The 16,888-nt window shown below is 63.4% G+C and carries 10 protein-coding genes; 8 read left to right on the top strand and 2 right to left on the bottom strand.

The features are described 5' to 3' along the window. Window positions 1–12: 12 nt before the first annotated feature. Both FF80_RS21020 and FF80_RS12725 read left to right on the top strand, forming a co-directional pair. A complete protein-coding gene (locus tag FF80_RS21020; RefSeq protein ID WP_052153502.1) occupies window positions 13–1,194 on the top strand; it encodes a GNAT family N-acetyltransferase in 1,182 nt (393 codons plus the stop codon). Continuing rightward, a complete protein-coding gene (locus FF80_RS12725; RefSeq protein WP_035100961.1) occupies window positions 1,191–2,519 on the top strand; it encodes a polysaccharide biosynthesis C-terminal domain-containing protein in 1,329 nt (442 codons plus the stop codon). The genes FF80_RS21020 and FF80_RS12725 overlap by 4 nt, the downstream gene beginning before the upstream one ends. Here the strand turns inward: FF80_RS12725 and FF80_RS12720 are convergent. Next, the gene (locus tag FF80_RS12720; protein WP_035100959.1) at window positions 2,516–3,082 is read right to left on the bottom strand and encodes a hypothetical protein; all 567 of its coding nucleotides are present in this window, start codon (window positions 3,080–3,082) and stop codon (window positions 2,516–2,518) included. The genes FF80_RS12725 and FF80_RS12720 overlap by 4 nt on opposite strands. A gap of 178 nt (window positions 3,083–3,260) precedes the next feature. Between FF80_RS12720 and acs the strand changes: the two genes are divergently transcribed. The 6 genes from acs (at window position 3,261) to FF80_RS12690 (ending at window position 11,143) form a co-directional block, all read left to right on the top strand. Further along, a complete protein-coding gene (gene acs, locus FF80_RS12715) occupies window positions 3,261–5,204 on the top strand; it encodes an acetate--CoA ligase (protein WP_035100957.1) in 1,944 nt (647 codons plus the stop codon). Between the two features lie 250 nt (window positions 5,205–5,454). After that, on the top strand, window positions 5,455–6,540 hold the full coding sequence (locus FF80_RS12710) for a glycoside hydrolase family 3 N-terminal domain-containing protein (RefSeq protein WP_160172834.1): 1,086 nt from the start codon (window positions 5,455–5,457) through the stop codon (window positions 6,538–6,540). Between the two features lie 137 nt (window positions 6,541–6,677). After that, window positions 6,678–7,487: a UDP-2,3-diacylglucosamine diphosphatase gene (locus FF80_RS12705; RefSeq protein ID WP_052153498.1), complete on the top strand. Its 810-nt coding sequence runs from the start codon at window positions 6,678–6,680 to the stop codon at window positions 7,485–7,487. Continuing rightward, a complete protein-coding gene (locus FF80_RS12700; protein ID WP_052153497.1) occupies window positions 7,415–8,503 on the top strand; it encodes a glycosyltransferase family 1 protein in 1,089 nt (362 codons plus the stop codon). Before FF80_RS12705 ends, FF80_RS12700 begins: the two co-directional genes overlap by 73 nt. A 79-nt stretch (window positions 8,504–8,582) precedes the next feature. Continuing rightward, window positions 8,583–9,803, top strand: a complete 1,221-nt coding sequence (locus FF80_RS12695) for an MFS transporter (protein WP_035100955.1) — start codon at window positions 8,583–8,585, stop codon at window positions 9,801–9,803. A 158-nt stretch (window positions 9,804–9,961) separates the two neighbouring features. Further along, on the top strand, window positions 9,962–11,143 hold the full coding sequence (locus tag FF80_RS12690) for an MFS transporter (protein ID WP_035100952.1): 1,182 nt from the start codon (window positions 9,962–9,964) through the stop codon (window positions 11,141–11,143). 266 nt (window positions 11,144–11,409) lie between these two features. Here FF80_RS12690 and FF80_RS12685 read toward each other — a convergent pair whose 3' ends face one another. Then, window positions 11,410–16,713, bottom strand: coding sequence for a hypothetical protein (locus tag FF80_RS12685; RefSeq protein ID WP_035100949.1), 5,304 nt, complete (start codon window positions 16,711–16,713; stop codon window positions 11,410–11,412). Between the last annotated feature and the right edge of the window lie 175 nt (window positions 16,714–16,888).

The following is a 16,888-nucleotide window of genomic DNA, read 5'->3' as shown; positions in this document are numbered from 1 at the left end:
GGAAGCTCCAAGATGGCCGCTATCACCGACCGCCTGGTTCACGACGATGCCGACGCGGCGCTTCAGCAGCGCCAAGCCGGCACGGCTGCACTTCAGCTCCAGACCCGCATCGTATCGGGCGAGGAATGGGACCGGACCATCGCCGGGTTCGACGAAGTCTGCCAGGAACAGCTCCACATGTTCGCGCAAACGCGCTGGCCCGCGGTGACGCAGGAGCCGATGCTGTTTCTCGACCGGGGCGAGATCGTCGGCGGTGCGCTGATGATGATCCAGCGCCTGCCGCTGGGTATTGGCGCCATTGCCATTTCCAAATGGGCCCCCATTGTCAGGCACGGCGCCCGTGCCGATCGCGACATTATCCACGCCGCCATGATCGATGCGCTGGTCGCCGAATATGCCGGCAAGCGCGGGCAATTGCTGTCCGTGTTGCCGCGTGCCTCGCTGACCGAAACCAATCACGATTATGAGCGGCTGATCGCCCGGGGCTTCCAGCGCGGCTCGGTGCTGGGATTTCCCAATCGTTATATCGTCAATCTGCGGCTCGGGGATGCCGAGCAGCGCAAGAGCCTGCACCAGAAATGGCGCTACCATCTCAATAAATCCGAGAAGGAAGGGCTCAGCTTCGAGCATGCCGGGCCGGAGCGGATGGCCGAATTCGACGCGCTCTATACGGCCATGACTGACCGCAAGCAGTTCACCGATCATTCCGCCTATGAGACCGTGCCGTCGTTGATGGCGACCGATATCGATGCGCTGCGGCCCGAATTGTTCTTCGTCCGCCACGAGGGCGAACTGGTTGCTGGTGCGTTGATCTTCAAGGCGGGCGATCGTGCTGTCTATCTTTATGGCGCCACCAATGACCGGGCGCTGCCGCTGCGCGCGGGCTATTTCATGCATTGGCACATCATTCGCTGGCTGCGCGATAATACCGAGGCAGCCTGGTACGATCTGGGCGGCACCGATGGCTATCAGGGGCTGCACCAGTTCAAAAAGGGCATGGTGGGCGATGCCGGGGTGATCCGCCCGGTACCGCCGGTCGCCAATTATGCGTCCAATCCGCTGGCCTATTTGCTGGGTACCGGTGCCTTCAACGCACGCGACGCCTATTATCAGCTGCGCCGGGTGGTCGATGCCTGGCGCAATCCCAAGGCGCGTCCCGATCAGGCTCCAGCCTCCAAAGAAAGCCAGGGATGAGTCTGCACCGCCGTCTGGTCTCCCAATCGACCATCATTTTCGGTGGGCGCCTGTTTGGCGCGGGCATCGTATTTCTGGTGCAGGCGATGATTGCCCGCCTGTGGGGCGCGGGGCATCTGGGTGATTTTCTGATCATCACGGCCAGCTGCAACCTGATTGCGGTGGCCATGCCGTTGGGCTTTCATACGATCGGAGCCTATTTCGCCGCCGAATATCGCGCCCGTAGCGAGCGCAAGCAGCTTGGCGTGTTCATGCTGCATGCCTATGGCCATATCCTGGTGGCGCTGGTGCTGTTGCTGGTGGCCGGGCAATTCGTGCTGGGGCTGGTGGGGCAGGGCGGCAGCATCGTCGCCCAGCATTATGTGCCGGTGATTCTGCTGGCCTTCAGCGGCGCCACGGTGATGCTCAGCGGCTCGCTGCTGATCGGGCTCAAGCGGCCGTTTTCCGGCTTTTTCGCCGATGGCATTTTCCGCCCGATCATCCTGGTTGCGGCCCTTGTGGGCGCCATGGGCATTGCCAATCGCGACGACGCCTTCGACCATATGGTGTGGGGCGCCGCCATCGGTTTTGTGGTGATCGCACTGGTGCAGTTCGGCTTTACGCTGATTGCCTGGAGCGCCGTGCCGGGGCGCGATACGGAAGTGCGCCTGCGCGAAAGCCGCCGCTGGTGGCGCTTTGCGCTGCCCTGGATGCTGATTGCGCTCGCCACGGATTTCTTCTTCGATATCAATCTGTTGCTGCTCAGCCAGATATTGGGTCGCGAGGAACTGGCAATATTCGGCGTTTGCACCCGCATCTTCGCGCTGGTGTCGTTCGGCGTGTCGGCTGTCTATGCCGTGTCCATGCCCGATATGTTCGAGAGCGAAGCGAATGCCGATCGCAGCGCCTTCCATCGCAAGGTGGGCGACGCCAATATGGTGGCGACGGCGCTATCGCTGGTGCTGTTCTGCGTCACGGCTTTGGGCGCGCCGATTGCGCTGCAATTCTTCGGCCCGGGTTTCAGTGCGGGCGCCGCGCCGCTTGCCGTGTTGTGCCTGGCGCTGGTGGTCCGCTCGGCAATGGGGCCGGCTTCGCTGGTCCTCTCGATCCATGATCGGCCCTATGCGAGCCTGCCGGCGGTGGCGCTGGGCATCGCCGTGCTCTTTGTGGGTAATTGGCTGCTGGCGCCACCATTCGGGCTGATGGGCGCGGCAATTTCGGCGCTGATCGCCATCACCATCTGGTCGTTCGCGCTTTGGGCCATTGCGCTGCGCACCGCCAAGATGGATGTGTCGATCGTGCAATGGTTCCGCGCGCGGCGGGCAGCGGCGCTGCCGGCGGCCTAAACGCCCACCAACTCGCCGAGCCGCTGCTTTAGCCGGCCCAGGCGGCCGACATTGACGCCGCTGTCATAGTCCTCGGACACCTTGGTGTAGGGCTTTTCGATCAGCATGTAATCCTGGCCGAAGATGTGCTTTTCGAGCAGGCAGGTTTCCTTGTAGCCGTAGCGCCGCAACAGCATGCGGGCGACTTCGTTTTCCGGGCGCACGAAGGTAAAGGCCTTGTGGAAGCGGCCATTGTCCCAGTGCTCGTCAAAGGCGCGCATGCCGAACATGCCCAGCTTGGAATTGCGATGGCTGGGGAATACCCAGCTCCAATAGCGGAAGATCGAGCCGCATTCGGGCCCCGAGATCATGGCGCCGCCAGGCACCCCGTCAGTATTCATGATCATGACATGCCAGGGATCGATCGCCATGACATTGCGCAGGAAGGCCTTGTTGAGGCGACCCATTTCATGGGCCTTGAAGCGCTCGCTGTAATATTGCGACGTCGCAATCACGTCCATCAATTCGCGATGGACCATGTCGATATCGGCAATAGTGGCGGCACGGATAGTCATCTCGGCCATGATGAGCCCTCCCTCTGCTGTCGCGATACTAGCAAACAGCCTGATGCGCACAAAGCATACTAGCTTGAGGCAGTTAATGGGCGGTGGCGGCGCCATGTACGAAGTTGCACGGTCATGGGCTTGCCCGACGCAGGGGCGGTCTTTAGAACGGAGCCGGGAGAGATAAGGGAGGATGACTATGAGCGAGCAGCTCGTATTCCAGCCAAGTGCGGCTGCGATCGCACGCACCCACGTAACCAGCGCTCAATATGATGAGATGTATGCCCGCTCCATCAGCGACCCAAACGGGTTCTGGGCCGAGCAGGCGCAGCGGCTCGACTGGATCAAGCCCCCGTCCATCATCAAAAATACCAGCTTTGCCTATCCAGATGTCTCGATCAAATGGTTCGAAGACGGGGTGCTCAATGTGTCGGCCAATTGTCTTGACCGGCACCTGGCGACCCGCGGCGACCAGACGGCGATCGTCTGGGAGGGCGACACGCCCGGCACCGATGGCAAGGCCACCTATCGCGAGCTGTACGAGCGTGTCTGCCGCTTTGCCAATGTGCTGAAAGCCCATGGCGTCAAGAAGGGGGACCGCGTCACCATCTACATGCCCATGGTCATCGACACCGCCGTCGCCATGCTGGCCTGTACCCGCATCGGCGCGGTTCATTCGGTGATTTTTGGTGGCTTCTCGCCCGATTCCATCGCCGGCCGCGTGGCCGATTGCGGCAGCAAGATCATCCTCACCGCCGATGAAGGCCGCCGTGGCGGCAAGACCATCCCGCTCAAGAAGAATGTCGACGAAGCTCTGGCCAAGGTGCAGGGCGTCGAGACCGTCATCGTCGTCAAGGTCACCGGCAATCCCGTCGCCATGAGCGAAGGCCGCGATGTCTGGTATGAGGACGCCGCCGCCAAGGTCGGCGCCGAATGCCCGCCCGAGCCGATGAATGCGGAAGATCCGCTGTTCATCCTCTACACCTCCGGCTCGACCGGCAAGCCAAAGGGCGTGCTGCACACCACGGGCGGCTATCTCGTCTATGGCGCGCTGACGCATGAGCTCAGCTTCGATTATCGCGATGGCGAGGTCTATTGGTGCACGGCCGATGTGGGCTGGATCACCGGCCACACCTATATCGTCTATGGCCCGCTTGCCAATGGCGCGACCACGCTGATGTTCGAGGGCATTCCGAGTTATCCCGATGCCTCGCGCTTCTGGCAGGTGGTGGAAAAGCACCAGGTCAATATCTTCCACACCGCCCCCACCGCCATCCGCGCGTTGATGGGTGCGGGCCACGAATTTGCCGATAAATACGACATGCCCTCGCTGCGCTTGCTGGGCACGGTGGGCGAACCGATCAATCCCGAGGCCTGGCTGTGGTACAGCAAGCATGTCGGCAAGGAGCGCTGCGGCATTGTCGATTGCTGGTGGCAGACCGAAACGGGCGGCCACATGATCGCGCCATTCCCCGGCGCCATTCCCACCAAGCCCGGTTCGGCCACCAAGCCGTTTTTCGGTGTGCAGCCCGTTGTACTGTCGCCCGAGGGGCGGCTGCAGGAGCAGACCAAGGCCGAGGGCGTGCTGGCCATTGCCGATAGCTGGCCGGGCCAGATGCGCAGCGTCTATGGCGATCACCAGCGCTTCATCGATACCTATTTCACCCAGTACAAGGGCTATTACTTCACCGGCGACGGCTGCCGCCGCGATGAAGACGGCTATTATTGGATCACCGGGCGTGTGGATGACGTGCTCAACGTTTCCGGCCATCGCCTGGGGACTGCCGAGGTCGAAAGCGCGCTGGTGGCGCATCCCAAGGTCAGCGAAGCGGCGGTTGTCGGCTACCCGCACGACGTCAAGGGGCAGGGCATCTATTGCTATGTCACCCTGATGGCCGGCGAAGCCAGCGACGACGCGCTCAAAGTCGAGCTGCGCAATTGGGTCCGCAGGGAAATCGGCCCGATCGCCACGCCCGACCTGATCCAGTGGGCGCCCGGCCTGCCCAAGACCCGTTCCGGCAAGATCATGCGCCGCATTCTGCGCAAGGTGGCCGAAAACGACTTCGGTTCGCTGGGGGACACTTCCACACTGGCCGACCCGGCAGTGGTGGACGATCTGATCACCAACCGGCAGAACCGGTAGGTAGCGCTATCGCCAAAACGAACGCGGACGGAGACCCCAAGATCTCCGCCCGCTAAAGGCGGCGGCTTCATCGGCCGGAAGGTTGAAAAACGGCCTATGCTCCAAGTCGCCTGTGCCATCTATGCCATTGATGCATATCAATTGGCATACCCCAAATGACGTAGGCATGCGAATAGTTGCGGCTGTCATTGTTTCGGCGGCTTTTTCCGGTGACGCTGTCGCTGCGATTCTCCGAAAGCTGGATTTTCCCGTGACATTTCTTCCCCACCTGCTGCTCGCCGCCTCCTTGTTCGCGGCCGTACCGGCGCATGCCGCGACCCTCGAGCAGATGGCGGGACAGATGATCGTCGTGGGTTTTCAGGGCGATGATGCCGACGACGCCAGCGTCGCGGTGCTGCGCGAAAAGCTGGCCGCGAGCGAATTGGGTGGGGTGATGTTCCTCAAGACCAATGTCAAAGACCTCACCACCGTCACCGCGATGAACCAGGCATTTCGCGCCGCGTCGCCCGAGCTGCTGCCCTTCATCACCGTCGACCAGGAGGGTGGCGCCGTCGAGCGGCTGGATGGCGATGTCGGCTTCAAGGAAATTCCCAGCGCCGCCAGCATTGCCGCCCGAAATTCCCCCGAAGCCGCCGAGAAGATTTACGCCGGCATGGCCGCTTCCCTTGCCGGGCTTGGCTTCACCGTCAATTTCGGCCCGGTTGCCGATATCAACTTGAACCCCAACAACCCGGTGATCGCCAAATTCGGCCGCTCGTATAGCGCTGACGCCGCGACAGTGGTCGCCTATGACGAGGCCTTCATCACCGCTCACCACGCGGCGGGCCTGCTCACTTCGCTCAAGCATTTTCCCGGTCATGGCTCGTCCACCGCCGATAGCCATGAGGGCTTTGTCGATATCACCAGCACTTGGAAGCCTGAAGAACTCGATCCTTACCGGGAACTGCTGGCCAAGGGTGATGTGGATTTCGTGATGGTGGGCCACCTCTACCACGCCGATTATTCCGACGAGGGCGCGCAGGTGCCCGCTTCGCTCTCCCCGCAATGGATCACCGGCGTGCTGCGCGACGACCTCGGCTTTGATGGCGTGGTGATCAGCGACGATCTCGAAATGGGTGCGATCCGCCAGCATTTTGACCTCAAACAGACCGTTACCATGGCGGTGCGGGCCGGCATGGATGTGTTGCTGTTTTCCAATACCGCCAAATACCGGCCGGGTCTGGCCGATGAAATCCGGGCTATTCTAGTGGCCGAAGCAGAGGCCGATCCGGCGTTTGCGGCGCGGATCGAGCAGAGCTATCAGCGAATCATCGCCCTCAAAGCCCGTATCCACTGATCGAGACTGCGGCCGAAACCCGCATCCGTGGGGCTTTCCCCAGCCAAAACGGGCTAAGTGTTTCCTCGGGAGCCATCCCCAGATAAACTGCGTGTCGCTGTCCTGCCCTGGATGGCGTGTGCAGGAGACTTTGCTTGATGGCGGACGAGCGCGAGACCCGACAAGTCCGGGCCATGTTCATTTCGGACGTGCATCTGGGCATGAAGCCGATCCGCGTCGGCCAGCTCATCGAATTTCTGCGCGCTCATGATGCCGAGACCATCTATCTGGTCGGCGATATCGTGGATGGCTGGCGCCTCGCCAAGGCCTGGCACTGGCCCAATGAATATAATGTGCTGGTCAACCTGCTGCTCGAAAAGGCCAATGCGGGCACCCGCGTCGTCTATCTGCCGGGCAATCACGACGAGTTCCTGCGCGAATATCTGGGCACCTATTTCGGCGAGGTCGAATTCGTCGATCGCACCGTCCACACCACTGCCACCGGCAAGACTTATCTGGTCATCCATGGCGACCAGTTTGACGTGGTGGTGATGAATGCCAAATGGCTCGCCCATGTTGGGGACTGGGCCTATAACGCGGCCCTGCGCGTCAACATTGCGATCAATTGGGTGCGCCGGCGACTCGGTTTGCAATATTGGTCCTTGAGTGCCTGGGCCAAGCAAAAGGTCAAAAATGCCGTCTCGGTGATCGGGCGATTCGAGGAGGCTCTGGTCCACGAAGCCAAGGAATCCGGGGTTGACGGGGTCATCTGCGGGCACATTCATTTTGCTGACATGCATGACAGGCTAGGTATCCACTACATCAACACTGGTGATTGGGTGGAAAGTTGCACGGCGATAGTCGAGACAACGGACGGCAATTTCGAGTTGATCAAGTGGACCGAGATGATGGCGGGCGAGCCCCGCCGCTTCCGCCTCCGCAAGGCGGATCGCTCCGTCGCCTCCTGATCGTTACCGACGCCTGGCACCCGCAAATCAATGGCGTGGTGCGCACATTGGACACGCTGGGCCGCGAACTTGCCGCCCGCACTATCGAGGTCCGCTACCTCACTCCTGAGCGGTTCTGGACCGTGCCGGTCCCCACCTATGCCGAAATCCGGCTGTCGCTGGCCACTCAGGGCGCCGTGGCCGCCTTCATCGATGGCGTGGCCCCCGATTGCATCCACATCGCCACCGAAGGCCCGCTGGGCTGGCAGGCGCGGCAATATTGCCTCGACCGGGGCCTGGTCTTCACCACCAGCTTCCACACCCGCTTCCCCGAATATCTGGCCGCACGCGTCCCCGTTTCGCCCGAACTCGGCTATGGCTATCTGCGCTGGTTCCACTGGCCGGCCGCCCGCACCATGGTGCCGACGCCATCGCTGATGGTGGAATTGGCCGGCCATGGCCTGGGGCATCTGGCGCTCTGGTCGCGCGGAGTCGACCTCTCCCGCTTCAGCCCCGGCCCCAAGACCTGGTTTGCCGAGTTGCCCGGCCCGCATCTGCTCTGCGTCGGGCGGGTCGCGGCAGAAAAGAACATCACCGCGTTTCTGGATCTCGATGTTCCGGGCACAAAGATCGTGGTGGGCGACGGCCCCGACCTGCCCGCGCTGACTCGCCGCTATCCGGATGTGCAATTCCTCGGCTATCGCTTCGGCGATGAATTGGCCGAAATCTATCGCAGCGCCGATGTCTTCGTCTTTCCCAGTCGTACCGATACATTCGGCAATGTGGTGATCGAGGCCCTGGCCTCCGGCGTTCCCGTGGCTGCCTATCCGGTCACCGGCCCGCGCGATATCCTCACTGATCCAACAGCAGGGGCGCTCGACGAAGACCTGGGCAGTGCCGTGCGCCGCGCCCTCACGCTGTCCCGCGCCGCCGCCCGGGCGCATGGCTGTCGCTTCACTGTTCCGGCCAGTGTCGATCAATTCGTCTCGCATCTGCAATTGGCCCGGCAGTCTGTCTCGATGGCCGCTGCCGGCTGATCGTTGCTTGCATCGAACATACTTGCGGCGCATTGTTCGTCACATTGATTTTATGTGATTTTCCCGGAGCCATTCTGCGATGGGTTCGCCTTTGGCAGCGCGCCTCCGTTCGCCCGCTGTCCGTACCGGTCTTTTCTACGCGACCCTGTTCACCTCGGGCGCGGTCTCCAATCCGTTCCTGCCGATCTGGCTGAGCGAGCGCGGCATCGGCACCGGCGAAATCGGCGTCATCAACGCCGCGCCGATCTTTGCGATGATCGTTATCAACATGATCGTGGGACGCCTCGCCGACCGGGCCAGCGACTGGCGCAACGTCATCGTCATCGGCTCCATCATCGCCGCCATTCCACCAATCTTCCTGCTGTTCAGGGATGATTATGTCTCCATCCTCATCATCTGGACCCTGTTGATCGTGCCGTTCCAGGCCATCGCCCCGGTGGTCGACGCCGCCGCCTATCGCATGACGCGCCGCACCGGCATGGATTTCGGCGCCATCCGCGTCTGGGGCACGATTGGCTTTGTCGCCGTGACGTTGGTGGCCGGCGTGGTGCTCGACCGCATGGGCGCGGGGGCCTTCGTGCCGCTGCTGATCGCGGTCAGCCTCATTCGCGCGCTGGTATCGCTTGGTCTGCCGCTGTTCCGCTCGCCCGACGAATATTCGCGCCCCATGCATCCCATCGATGCGCCGATCAATCCGCTGATCGCCATTCGCCTGGGTCAGCTCTGGCGCCCGTGGTTTCTGATGACGCTGATCGGGGCCGCGCTGCTGCATGGCAGCCACATGATGCAGATGGGCTTTGGCGCCTTGATCTGGGCCGAGGAGGGGATACCCGGCTGGGTCATCGGCATATTGTGGGCCGTGGCGCCCACCGCCGAAATCCTCGCCATGGTCTATTTCGAGCGCATCACCAAGCGCTTCGCCGCCCGCCACCTGATCCTGCTCGGCTGCCTCTGCGGTGCGTTACGCTGGTGGGGCTTTGCGCTCGAGCCCGATATCTGGGTGCTGGTATTGTTGCAGACGCTGCATCTGGCAACTGTGGGGCTCACCTTCCTCGGCATCACCAATTTCATTGCCAACTGGACCAGCGAGGACATCGCCGCGGAAGCGCAGAGCTTTTTCGTGATGATACGCCAGGTGGTGACCGTGGTGGCGCTGCTGGGCTTCGGCATCCTCGCCGGCACGATGGGCGCCGGTGCTTTCTATGTGGCGGCCATCATGAGTGCGATCGGTGCAGTCATGGTGGTGGTGTCGCTGCTGGTAATGAACCCTAAGCGCGAGAATGCGCAGGCGGTAATGTGAGGGGGCTCCCGTACCCCTCCGTCGCCCACTTCACCCCCCGTCACCCGAATGCCGCACCTGCAATTGTAACGATTGCAACGTCACAAATCCCCTTGCCTTCGCCAACAAGCCAAGCGAACAAAGGTGCCGGGCGCTGATTTGCCCGGGGTTCACTTTTCATGGCATCCGTTCTGTCGCGCTGGGCCTCGCCCGAGCTGCGCGCTTCGATTTTTCATTTCACCGTCTATTTGCCCGGCGCCGTCAGCAGCGTTTATCTGGCGATCTGGCTGGCCGAGCATGGCATTCCCGCCGAACAGATCGGCATCATCAATGCGCTGCCGGTCTTGCTGCTGCTGGGCATCAATATGCTGGTGGGCCGTCTGGCCGATCGGGCCAGCGATTGGCGCTCGACTATCCTGATCGTTTCCCTGCTTAGCGGAGCGGCGCCGATTGGCCTGTTCTTCGTCCATGAATTCTGGGGCATCGTGCTGGTCTGGCTGCTCTGCACCATTCCCGGCGGGCTGGTGCCCCCGCTGACCGACGCGGCGACACTGCGCCTGGCGCAGCGCACCGGCAGCGATTTTGGCAGCATGCGCGCCTGGGGCACGATCGGTTATGTGATCGGCACAGCGCTGGTGGGTCTGGCCGTTACCGCCTATGGCACGGCCGCTTTCGTGCCGCTGTTCTTTGCCGTTTCGGTGGGCCGGGCGATCATCGGTTTCACCCTGCCGCGTTTTCGGGCGCCCGCGCCTGTCTCGACCCTGGCCGATGCCAATCCGGAAAAGCCTCGCCTCTCCTCGGCCCTCAAGCTCTGGTTCGTGCTGCCGATTCTGGGTTTTGCGCTGGTCAATTCCAACAATGCGGTGGTGGGTGGCTTCGGCGCGCTGATCTGGCACGACAATGGCATTCCCGATTATTTCATCGGCCCCTTGCTGGCCATTGCCGCGGCTGCCGAAGCCGTCCTCATGGTGATGTGGCGGCGCTTTGGCGGGCGCGTCACCGCGCGCAACATGATCCTGGTCGCCTGCGCGGCGTCACTGCTGCGCTTTTTCGTCATGGCGTTCAATCCGCCCGTGGCCGTGCTGTTCGTCACCCAGACGCTGCATGCCTTCAGCTTCGGCATGGGCTATTTCGGCGTGGTGCATTTCATCGCCAATTGGACCAGCGAGGACATCGCCGCCGAAGCGCAGGGCTTTGCCACCATGCTGCAACAGGGGGCGGCCTTCGTATCGCTGATGCTGTTCGGAGTCCTCGTCGGCCATTTCGGTGCCGGGGCATTCTTTGCATCTGCGCTGTTTGCACTGCTGGGCATGGGCTGTGTGCTGTGGTCGCTGAAGCTCAAGCCGCCCAAGGATGCGTGAGGGCACGACGCAAGCTCACCATGAGGTCTATTGCCAGAGCAGTGACGGACCGCCAGTAGACCTCATCCTGAGCCTGTCGAAGGACGAGGTCGTGGCACTTCATTCGCGGGAATGACATTGTGGGTGGGTGGAGTTCCGCGCGAAGCTGCCAACTCCGAAGTGTCATTCCCGTGAAAGCGGGAACCTCTGTTTCCTTTCTTCCTCTCACGTCCCACCAACAAGAAGGCCCCGGTTTCCCAGGGCCTTCTTAATTTCTGTACCAAGCCTTAGCTCAACCGCCCACTTGCATGGGCCAGGGTCGTATAGACCTTGCCGCGATCGCTCAGCAGGTATTCGCGGGTTTCGGCGGCGGGGCGGGGGCCGGCGGCGGCGCGTTTCAGCAGCTGCTCGAACTCGCTCATATAGGCCTGCGCGGTGCGGGCGAAGTCGGGTTCGCGCTGCAGCTTCTTGCGCACGTCGTCATAGGTGCCCTGGCCGGTCAGCGTATAGATGCGGCGCGAGAATACGTTGGATTCCCCGGCTTGGTAACGGGCCCAGGCTTCGGCCAGCGCGCCATCGTCGATGGCCCGGGCGATCTCGTCGGTCAGCCCCGACAGGCCCGCCTGCGGCTGCTGGGTGCTGGCCTGCTTGGCCGTGGCATTGCGCAGCACGTCGCGCAGCCAGCCGCCTTCGCCCTGTGGGGCGGCATCGGCTTCCACCGCGGCCTGGGCGTCGACATCGCGCTGCGGCGCTGCGGCGCGGGCAGGCTCGGGCTGGCGGACGGGCTCGGTCGTGCGGATCGGGTCGACCAGCGTCTGGCGCGGCGGCTCGCGATAGGTTTCGCGCGGGGCCTGATAGGCCGGGGCTTCCTGACGCGGTTCGGTGCGCGAAGCAGGGCGCTGTGGCGGGCGGCGGTCGTTGAGGTCGAGCGTGGCCGGCTGGCTGCGCACGATCGCATTGAGTTCGCTCAGCGCCTCGATCTGCTCGGCCACGACGCGGCGCATGGCAGCGGCGCTGGCGCGGGTTTCCTCGGGCAGCTCGTTGACGCCGCGAGCCAGTTCGGCGCGGGTGGCTTCGAGTTCGCTGCCCACTTCCTTGGCCGTCTGGCGCATGGCGCGGGCGGTGTCGTTGAAGCGCTGGGTGGCTTCTTCCATCGCCTTCTGCATTTCGGCGATCATCTGCTGCTGGGCCTGCTGCAGGGCCGCATTGGCGCGGCGGCCCTCGGCGTCGGCACTGTCGCGGAAATCGCCGAGGCGGCTGCTGACTTCGCCCGAGGTTTCGTCCAGCGCCTGGCGGAACGTGCCCGTGGTCTGGTCGATGGCGTTGCGCAGCTGGCCGGTATTGGAGGCGATCGCCCCGCGCACCGAAGCGGTCGAATCCGCAATCGTGTCGGCCAGCGTGCTGGTCGTGGTGGTCAGCACGTCGGTGACATTGCCGGCGGTCGAAGCCAGCACATCGCTGACCTTGGCGGCGTTTTCTTCCAGTGCGTTGTTGACCTGGCTGGTCTGGTCGTTGAGCGCCAGGCGTACCGAGGAGGCCGTCTGGTTGAGAGCGCTGGCAGCCGCTTCGGCAGCGCGCTGCACGGCGCCATCCACCTGGGTGGCATTGCTCGACAGGGTCGAGGTGAAGCGCTGGTTGGTCTGGTAGAGCGCGTCGTTGACATCGGCCGTCGAGGACTGGATCGCCTCGGTAATGGTGGCCGTGGTGGCTTCCAGCGTTTCGGCAACCGAGCCGGTGGTGGCCTGCAAAGCCTCGTCCATGGCGCGGCGGGCGCCGATCAGGCGGCGTTCCGTATCGTTGACCGTATCGGCGATGGATTGCGCGAACATGCGCATGCGGCCATCGATATCGTCGGCGCGGCTGGCAAAGCTCTGGGCCAGGGCATCCATGGCGCCGCGGCGATCTTCCAGCGTGATGAGGGCGGATTCGCTGGTCGAGCTGAGCTCGCTCGAAACCTGCTGCATATTGGCCGCTTCCGCATCGAGCCGGCCGAGCACGGTCGAGAATTCGTCGACCATGGAGCGGATGGTGGATTGCAGCGCACCAACATGCTGGCTGACCATGACGCCGGCCTGTTCGGTCTGCCCGATGGCGTCGCGAATGGTGTTGGAATAGGTCGAGGTCTGCTGGGCGACGCTGGTTTCCAGGTTTGCCAGATTGGCCGTCGAGGCATCGAGCACCCGCTGCAGCAGCAGGTTGGAATCGTTGAGCTTGCCGAGCGCGGCGGTAACGTCGGTGAGGATGCGCGAGGTCGAGACGGCCATGATGGCCTCGGCTTCCTTGGCATTGTCACCCAGGGCGTCGCGCAGCAGATTGCCATGGCTGAGCAGGGCGTTTTGCAACTGGTCGGAGCGGTCGCTGACCAGGGCCGCAAAGGCATTGGTATGCTCTTCGACCGAGCGGTTGATGTCGGTGAGGCGGGTTTCGATGCTGCCCACCGCGTCGGGCGCCTTGACCGTCAGCAATTGGTCGATATTGCCCGCTGCAGCGCGGATCAGGTCGAGCACGTTGCGCACGGCGCCGTCCATGCGGTCGGCCGTAGCGGTGACGTCGGTGGCGATATTTTCTGTCGCTGCCGTGATGCGGGTGGCAATGGTTTCCTCGATCCGGTCGGCGCCGGCTTCGAGATCCGCCATGGACTGGGTGATCGAGGTATTGATCGAGGCATTGAGCGCGGCCAGCCGCTCGGCCGTGATATCGGCGCGGGCAGTGATGGCCTCGGGCAGGGTGCCCAGGCGCTGGTCGACCATGTCGGTAATGGCGCGGCGGGCCGAATTGACCCCGCTCTCGATGAGGTCGGCGGCCTTGCGGGCGCTTTCGCCCACGGTGGCGCTGGCCGCGTCGATGCGGGCGGAAACACCATGCTCGGCGTCCGAAATGCGCGAGATGGCGCTGTCGAGGCCGGTGCCCAGATGCGTGTTCACCTCGGCCACCTTCTCGGCGATCATGTCCGACATGGTGGTGACGCGCTCGTTCATGGTCTCGGTGACGTTGAGCAGCGAGGTTTCGATCTTGGTGCGGGCTTCTTCGCCCTGCAGCGCGATGGCGTCGGCCAGTTCGCTGGTGCGCAGGCCGATGGTCTCGCCCATCGAGGCGGTGTGCGTTTCCAGCGTGTCCGACAGCGCCTGGGTGCGCTGGCCAAGCGCTTCGCTGAGCGCCAGGGTGCGGGTGCCGACGGCCTGGGCCAATTGCTGGGTGCCGCTGTCGAGCGTGGTGCGCAGTTGCGCCGAGCGTTCGTCCAGCGCGCCGGTCAGCGTGGCTGTTTGATCAGCCAATTGACTGGTCAGCGTTTCGGTGCGCTCGCTCAGCTGGGTAGCCAGCAATTCGGTGCGTTCATCGAGCTGGCTGGCGAGGTTCCCCGTGCGGGATTCGATTTCCAGCGACAATGCCGAGGTGCGTTCCGATAGCGTATCGGCCAGCCGCGTCGTGCGGCCCGAGATCGCCTGGTCGAATTCGGTGGTGCCTGCGGACAGGGCTTGCCCCAGTTCCTCGCTGCGTACGCGGATGGCTTCGCTCATGTCGCCGGCGCGGGTATTCAGGATATCGTCCAGCTTCTGGGTGCTTTCGTCCAGCGTGCCGGCGATCAGGCTGACATGGCCGTCCAGCTTTTCCGACAGGGCCTGGCTGCGGCTGCCGATGTCTTCGGAGATGGCGCGGGCCTTGGCCCCCAGCACTTCGCCCAATTCGCGGGTCTTTTCGCTGATGGCGCTGTCAAAGCGGCCGGATTCCTCGTTGAGCGCCATTTCAAGCACATTGGCGCGGGCGGCAAAGCTGGTGCCCTGTGCTTCAAGGCGGGCGATCAGGCTATCGCCCTTGTCGCCGATGACGCCGTCGAGCGTGCCCAGACGGGTATCGAGAATGGCGGCAATTTCAGTCAGCCGTGCGTCGAACTGGCTGAGCGAATCCTGCCCGGCGGAGGACAGGGTGATGCGGGCGCGGTCGGAGGTGTCGTCCAGCGCGCCGTTGATTTCGATCAGCGCCGATTGCAGGCGGCTATCCATGGCGTTGAGCTGGATGGAGACCGATTCATCGAGCTGGCGGGTGAGGGCGTTGAGCAGCACCTCGGCCTCGCGCGAACGGCCGGTAATGTCCTCGGCGATCTTCTGGCCGATCAGGTCCAGCGCGCCGGTCACTTCATGGCCGCGGTCGCGCAATTGGCCGAGCAGGGACGTGCTGCCGTCGCTGAGCAGGCCCGAAATGGTGGTGGTGCGCTCATCAAGCGCCGCGGCGAGGCGGCCGGTGGTGTCGTCCAGCGTTTCGGACAGGCGGCCGGTTGTGCCGTCGAGCAGGTTGGCGAGCTTTTCAGCGCGCTCGTCGAAGGCCGAGGCCAGGTTGCCGGTGCGGCTGTCCATCGCCTCGGCAATGCGGCCGCTGGTGCCTTCGAGCAGGCCGGCAAGGTTCGCCGTGCGGTCTTCGAAGCTGCCCGCAATGGCGCCGGTGCGTTCCTCGATCAGGCGGGTACGCTCGTCCATGGCGGCGGCAATGGTCGCGGCGTGGCCGTCAAGTGCGTCGGTCAGCGCGGCAATGCGGCTTTCGACACCAGAGTTGAGCGTGCCGGCGCGCTCGTCAAGGGCGCCAGTCATGGCCGCGGTCTTGTCGTCGAAGGTCAGCGACAGGCGGCCCGCGCTATCGTCCAGCGCCGAGATAAAGTCGGTGGTGCGGTTATCGACCAATGAGACGAAATTCTCGGTCCGCTCGCCAAAGGCGTTGGTCAGCGTGTTGCCGGCGGTTTCGAGCGCGCGGGTCAGATTGCCGCCGCTTTCCACGATGGTGCCGGAAATGCGCTGGCTGATCATGTCGAGGTCGAACACCAGGCCGGTATGGCTCTCGGTGATGGCTTCGCGTACGCGTTCGGTATTGGTGAGCACGCTTTCGCGCTGGCTGGCCAGTTCGGCGATCAGCGCGCGCATGCGCGATTCATTATCCGAATAGGTGCGTTCGAGCGCGGTGACCTCGTTGTGGATCATCACTTCGAGTTCGCCGGCGCGGGAAAGGGCGCGTTCCAGTCCATCGCCCAGCGCATTGACTTCGCGGCGCACGGCCTGGCCCACCGAGGCGACCTTGTCGGCGGCGGTGACCTCAGGCTCGGCCAGGCGGATAGCGGCCTGGGTGATCGAGGACGCGGCATTGCGCAGGTCCTGGGCGCGGCGGAACAGGGTGGCGACACCGAAAAAGCCCAGCACGGGCAGGATCATGATGGCGGCGAGTGCGATGAAATCGATGCTGCTGGCAAACTGGCCGAAATTGCCGAGCTGGCTACCATAGCGCAAATAGCCGGCTGTGCCCGTCACCGCGAGCCAGATGACCGACAGTGCCAGCGCTACCCAGGTGGGGGCGGCCGAAGAACGGCTCTGCAGGGTATAAAGCAGCTTGGAGGTGGGGAAGCGATCGTCATTGGCCACGGCGCCGGCCTGCTGGGCGATCTTGTCGGCGGCGCGCAGGCGCTCGGACCGCGCGGGATTGGCCGCGCGCTTTTCCGGTGCCTTTTCCGGCGTGCTGTCGAGATTGAAGACCGAGTCCTTGAGGGCGTCTTCAACGGCAGAAAAAGCCAGGGCGGCGGGATCGTTTGGGGGTGTCGAATTCTGCGCCATACTCTTTACTACTCTCGCGTCGACTTCACAGCGATCGGGCGGCAAACTGGCGGTGTGTTAACCCCCAACCCGTTTCCGGGCCGATGGTCAAATGGAAACAATTCGATGCAAATGCCGCGCATTATTTCCGCACCACCGCCGCCGCGCGCTGGTTCAAAATCCATACATACATTCA

The sequence above is a fragment of the Devosia sp. LC5 genome (assembly GCF_000735585.1).
Taxonomy (GTDB): Bacteria; Pseudomonadota; Alphaproteobacteria; order Rhizobiales; family Devosiaceae; genus Devosia.
This window is presented reverse-complemented; position numbering and strand designations above follow the sequence as displayed.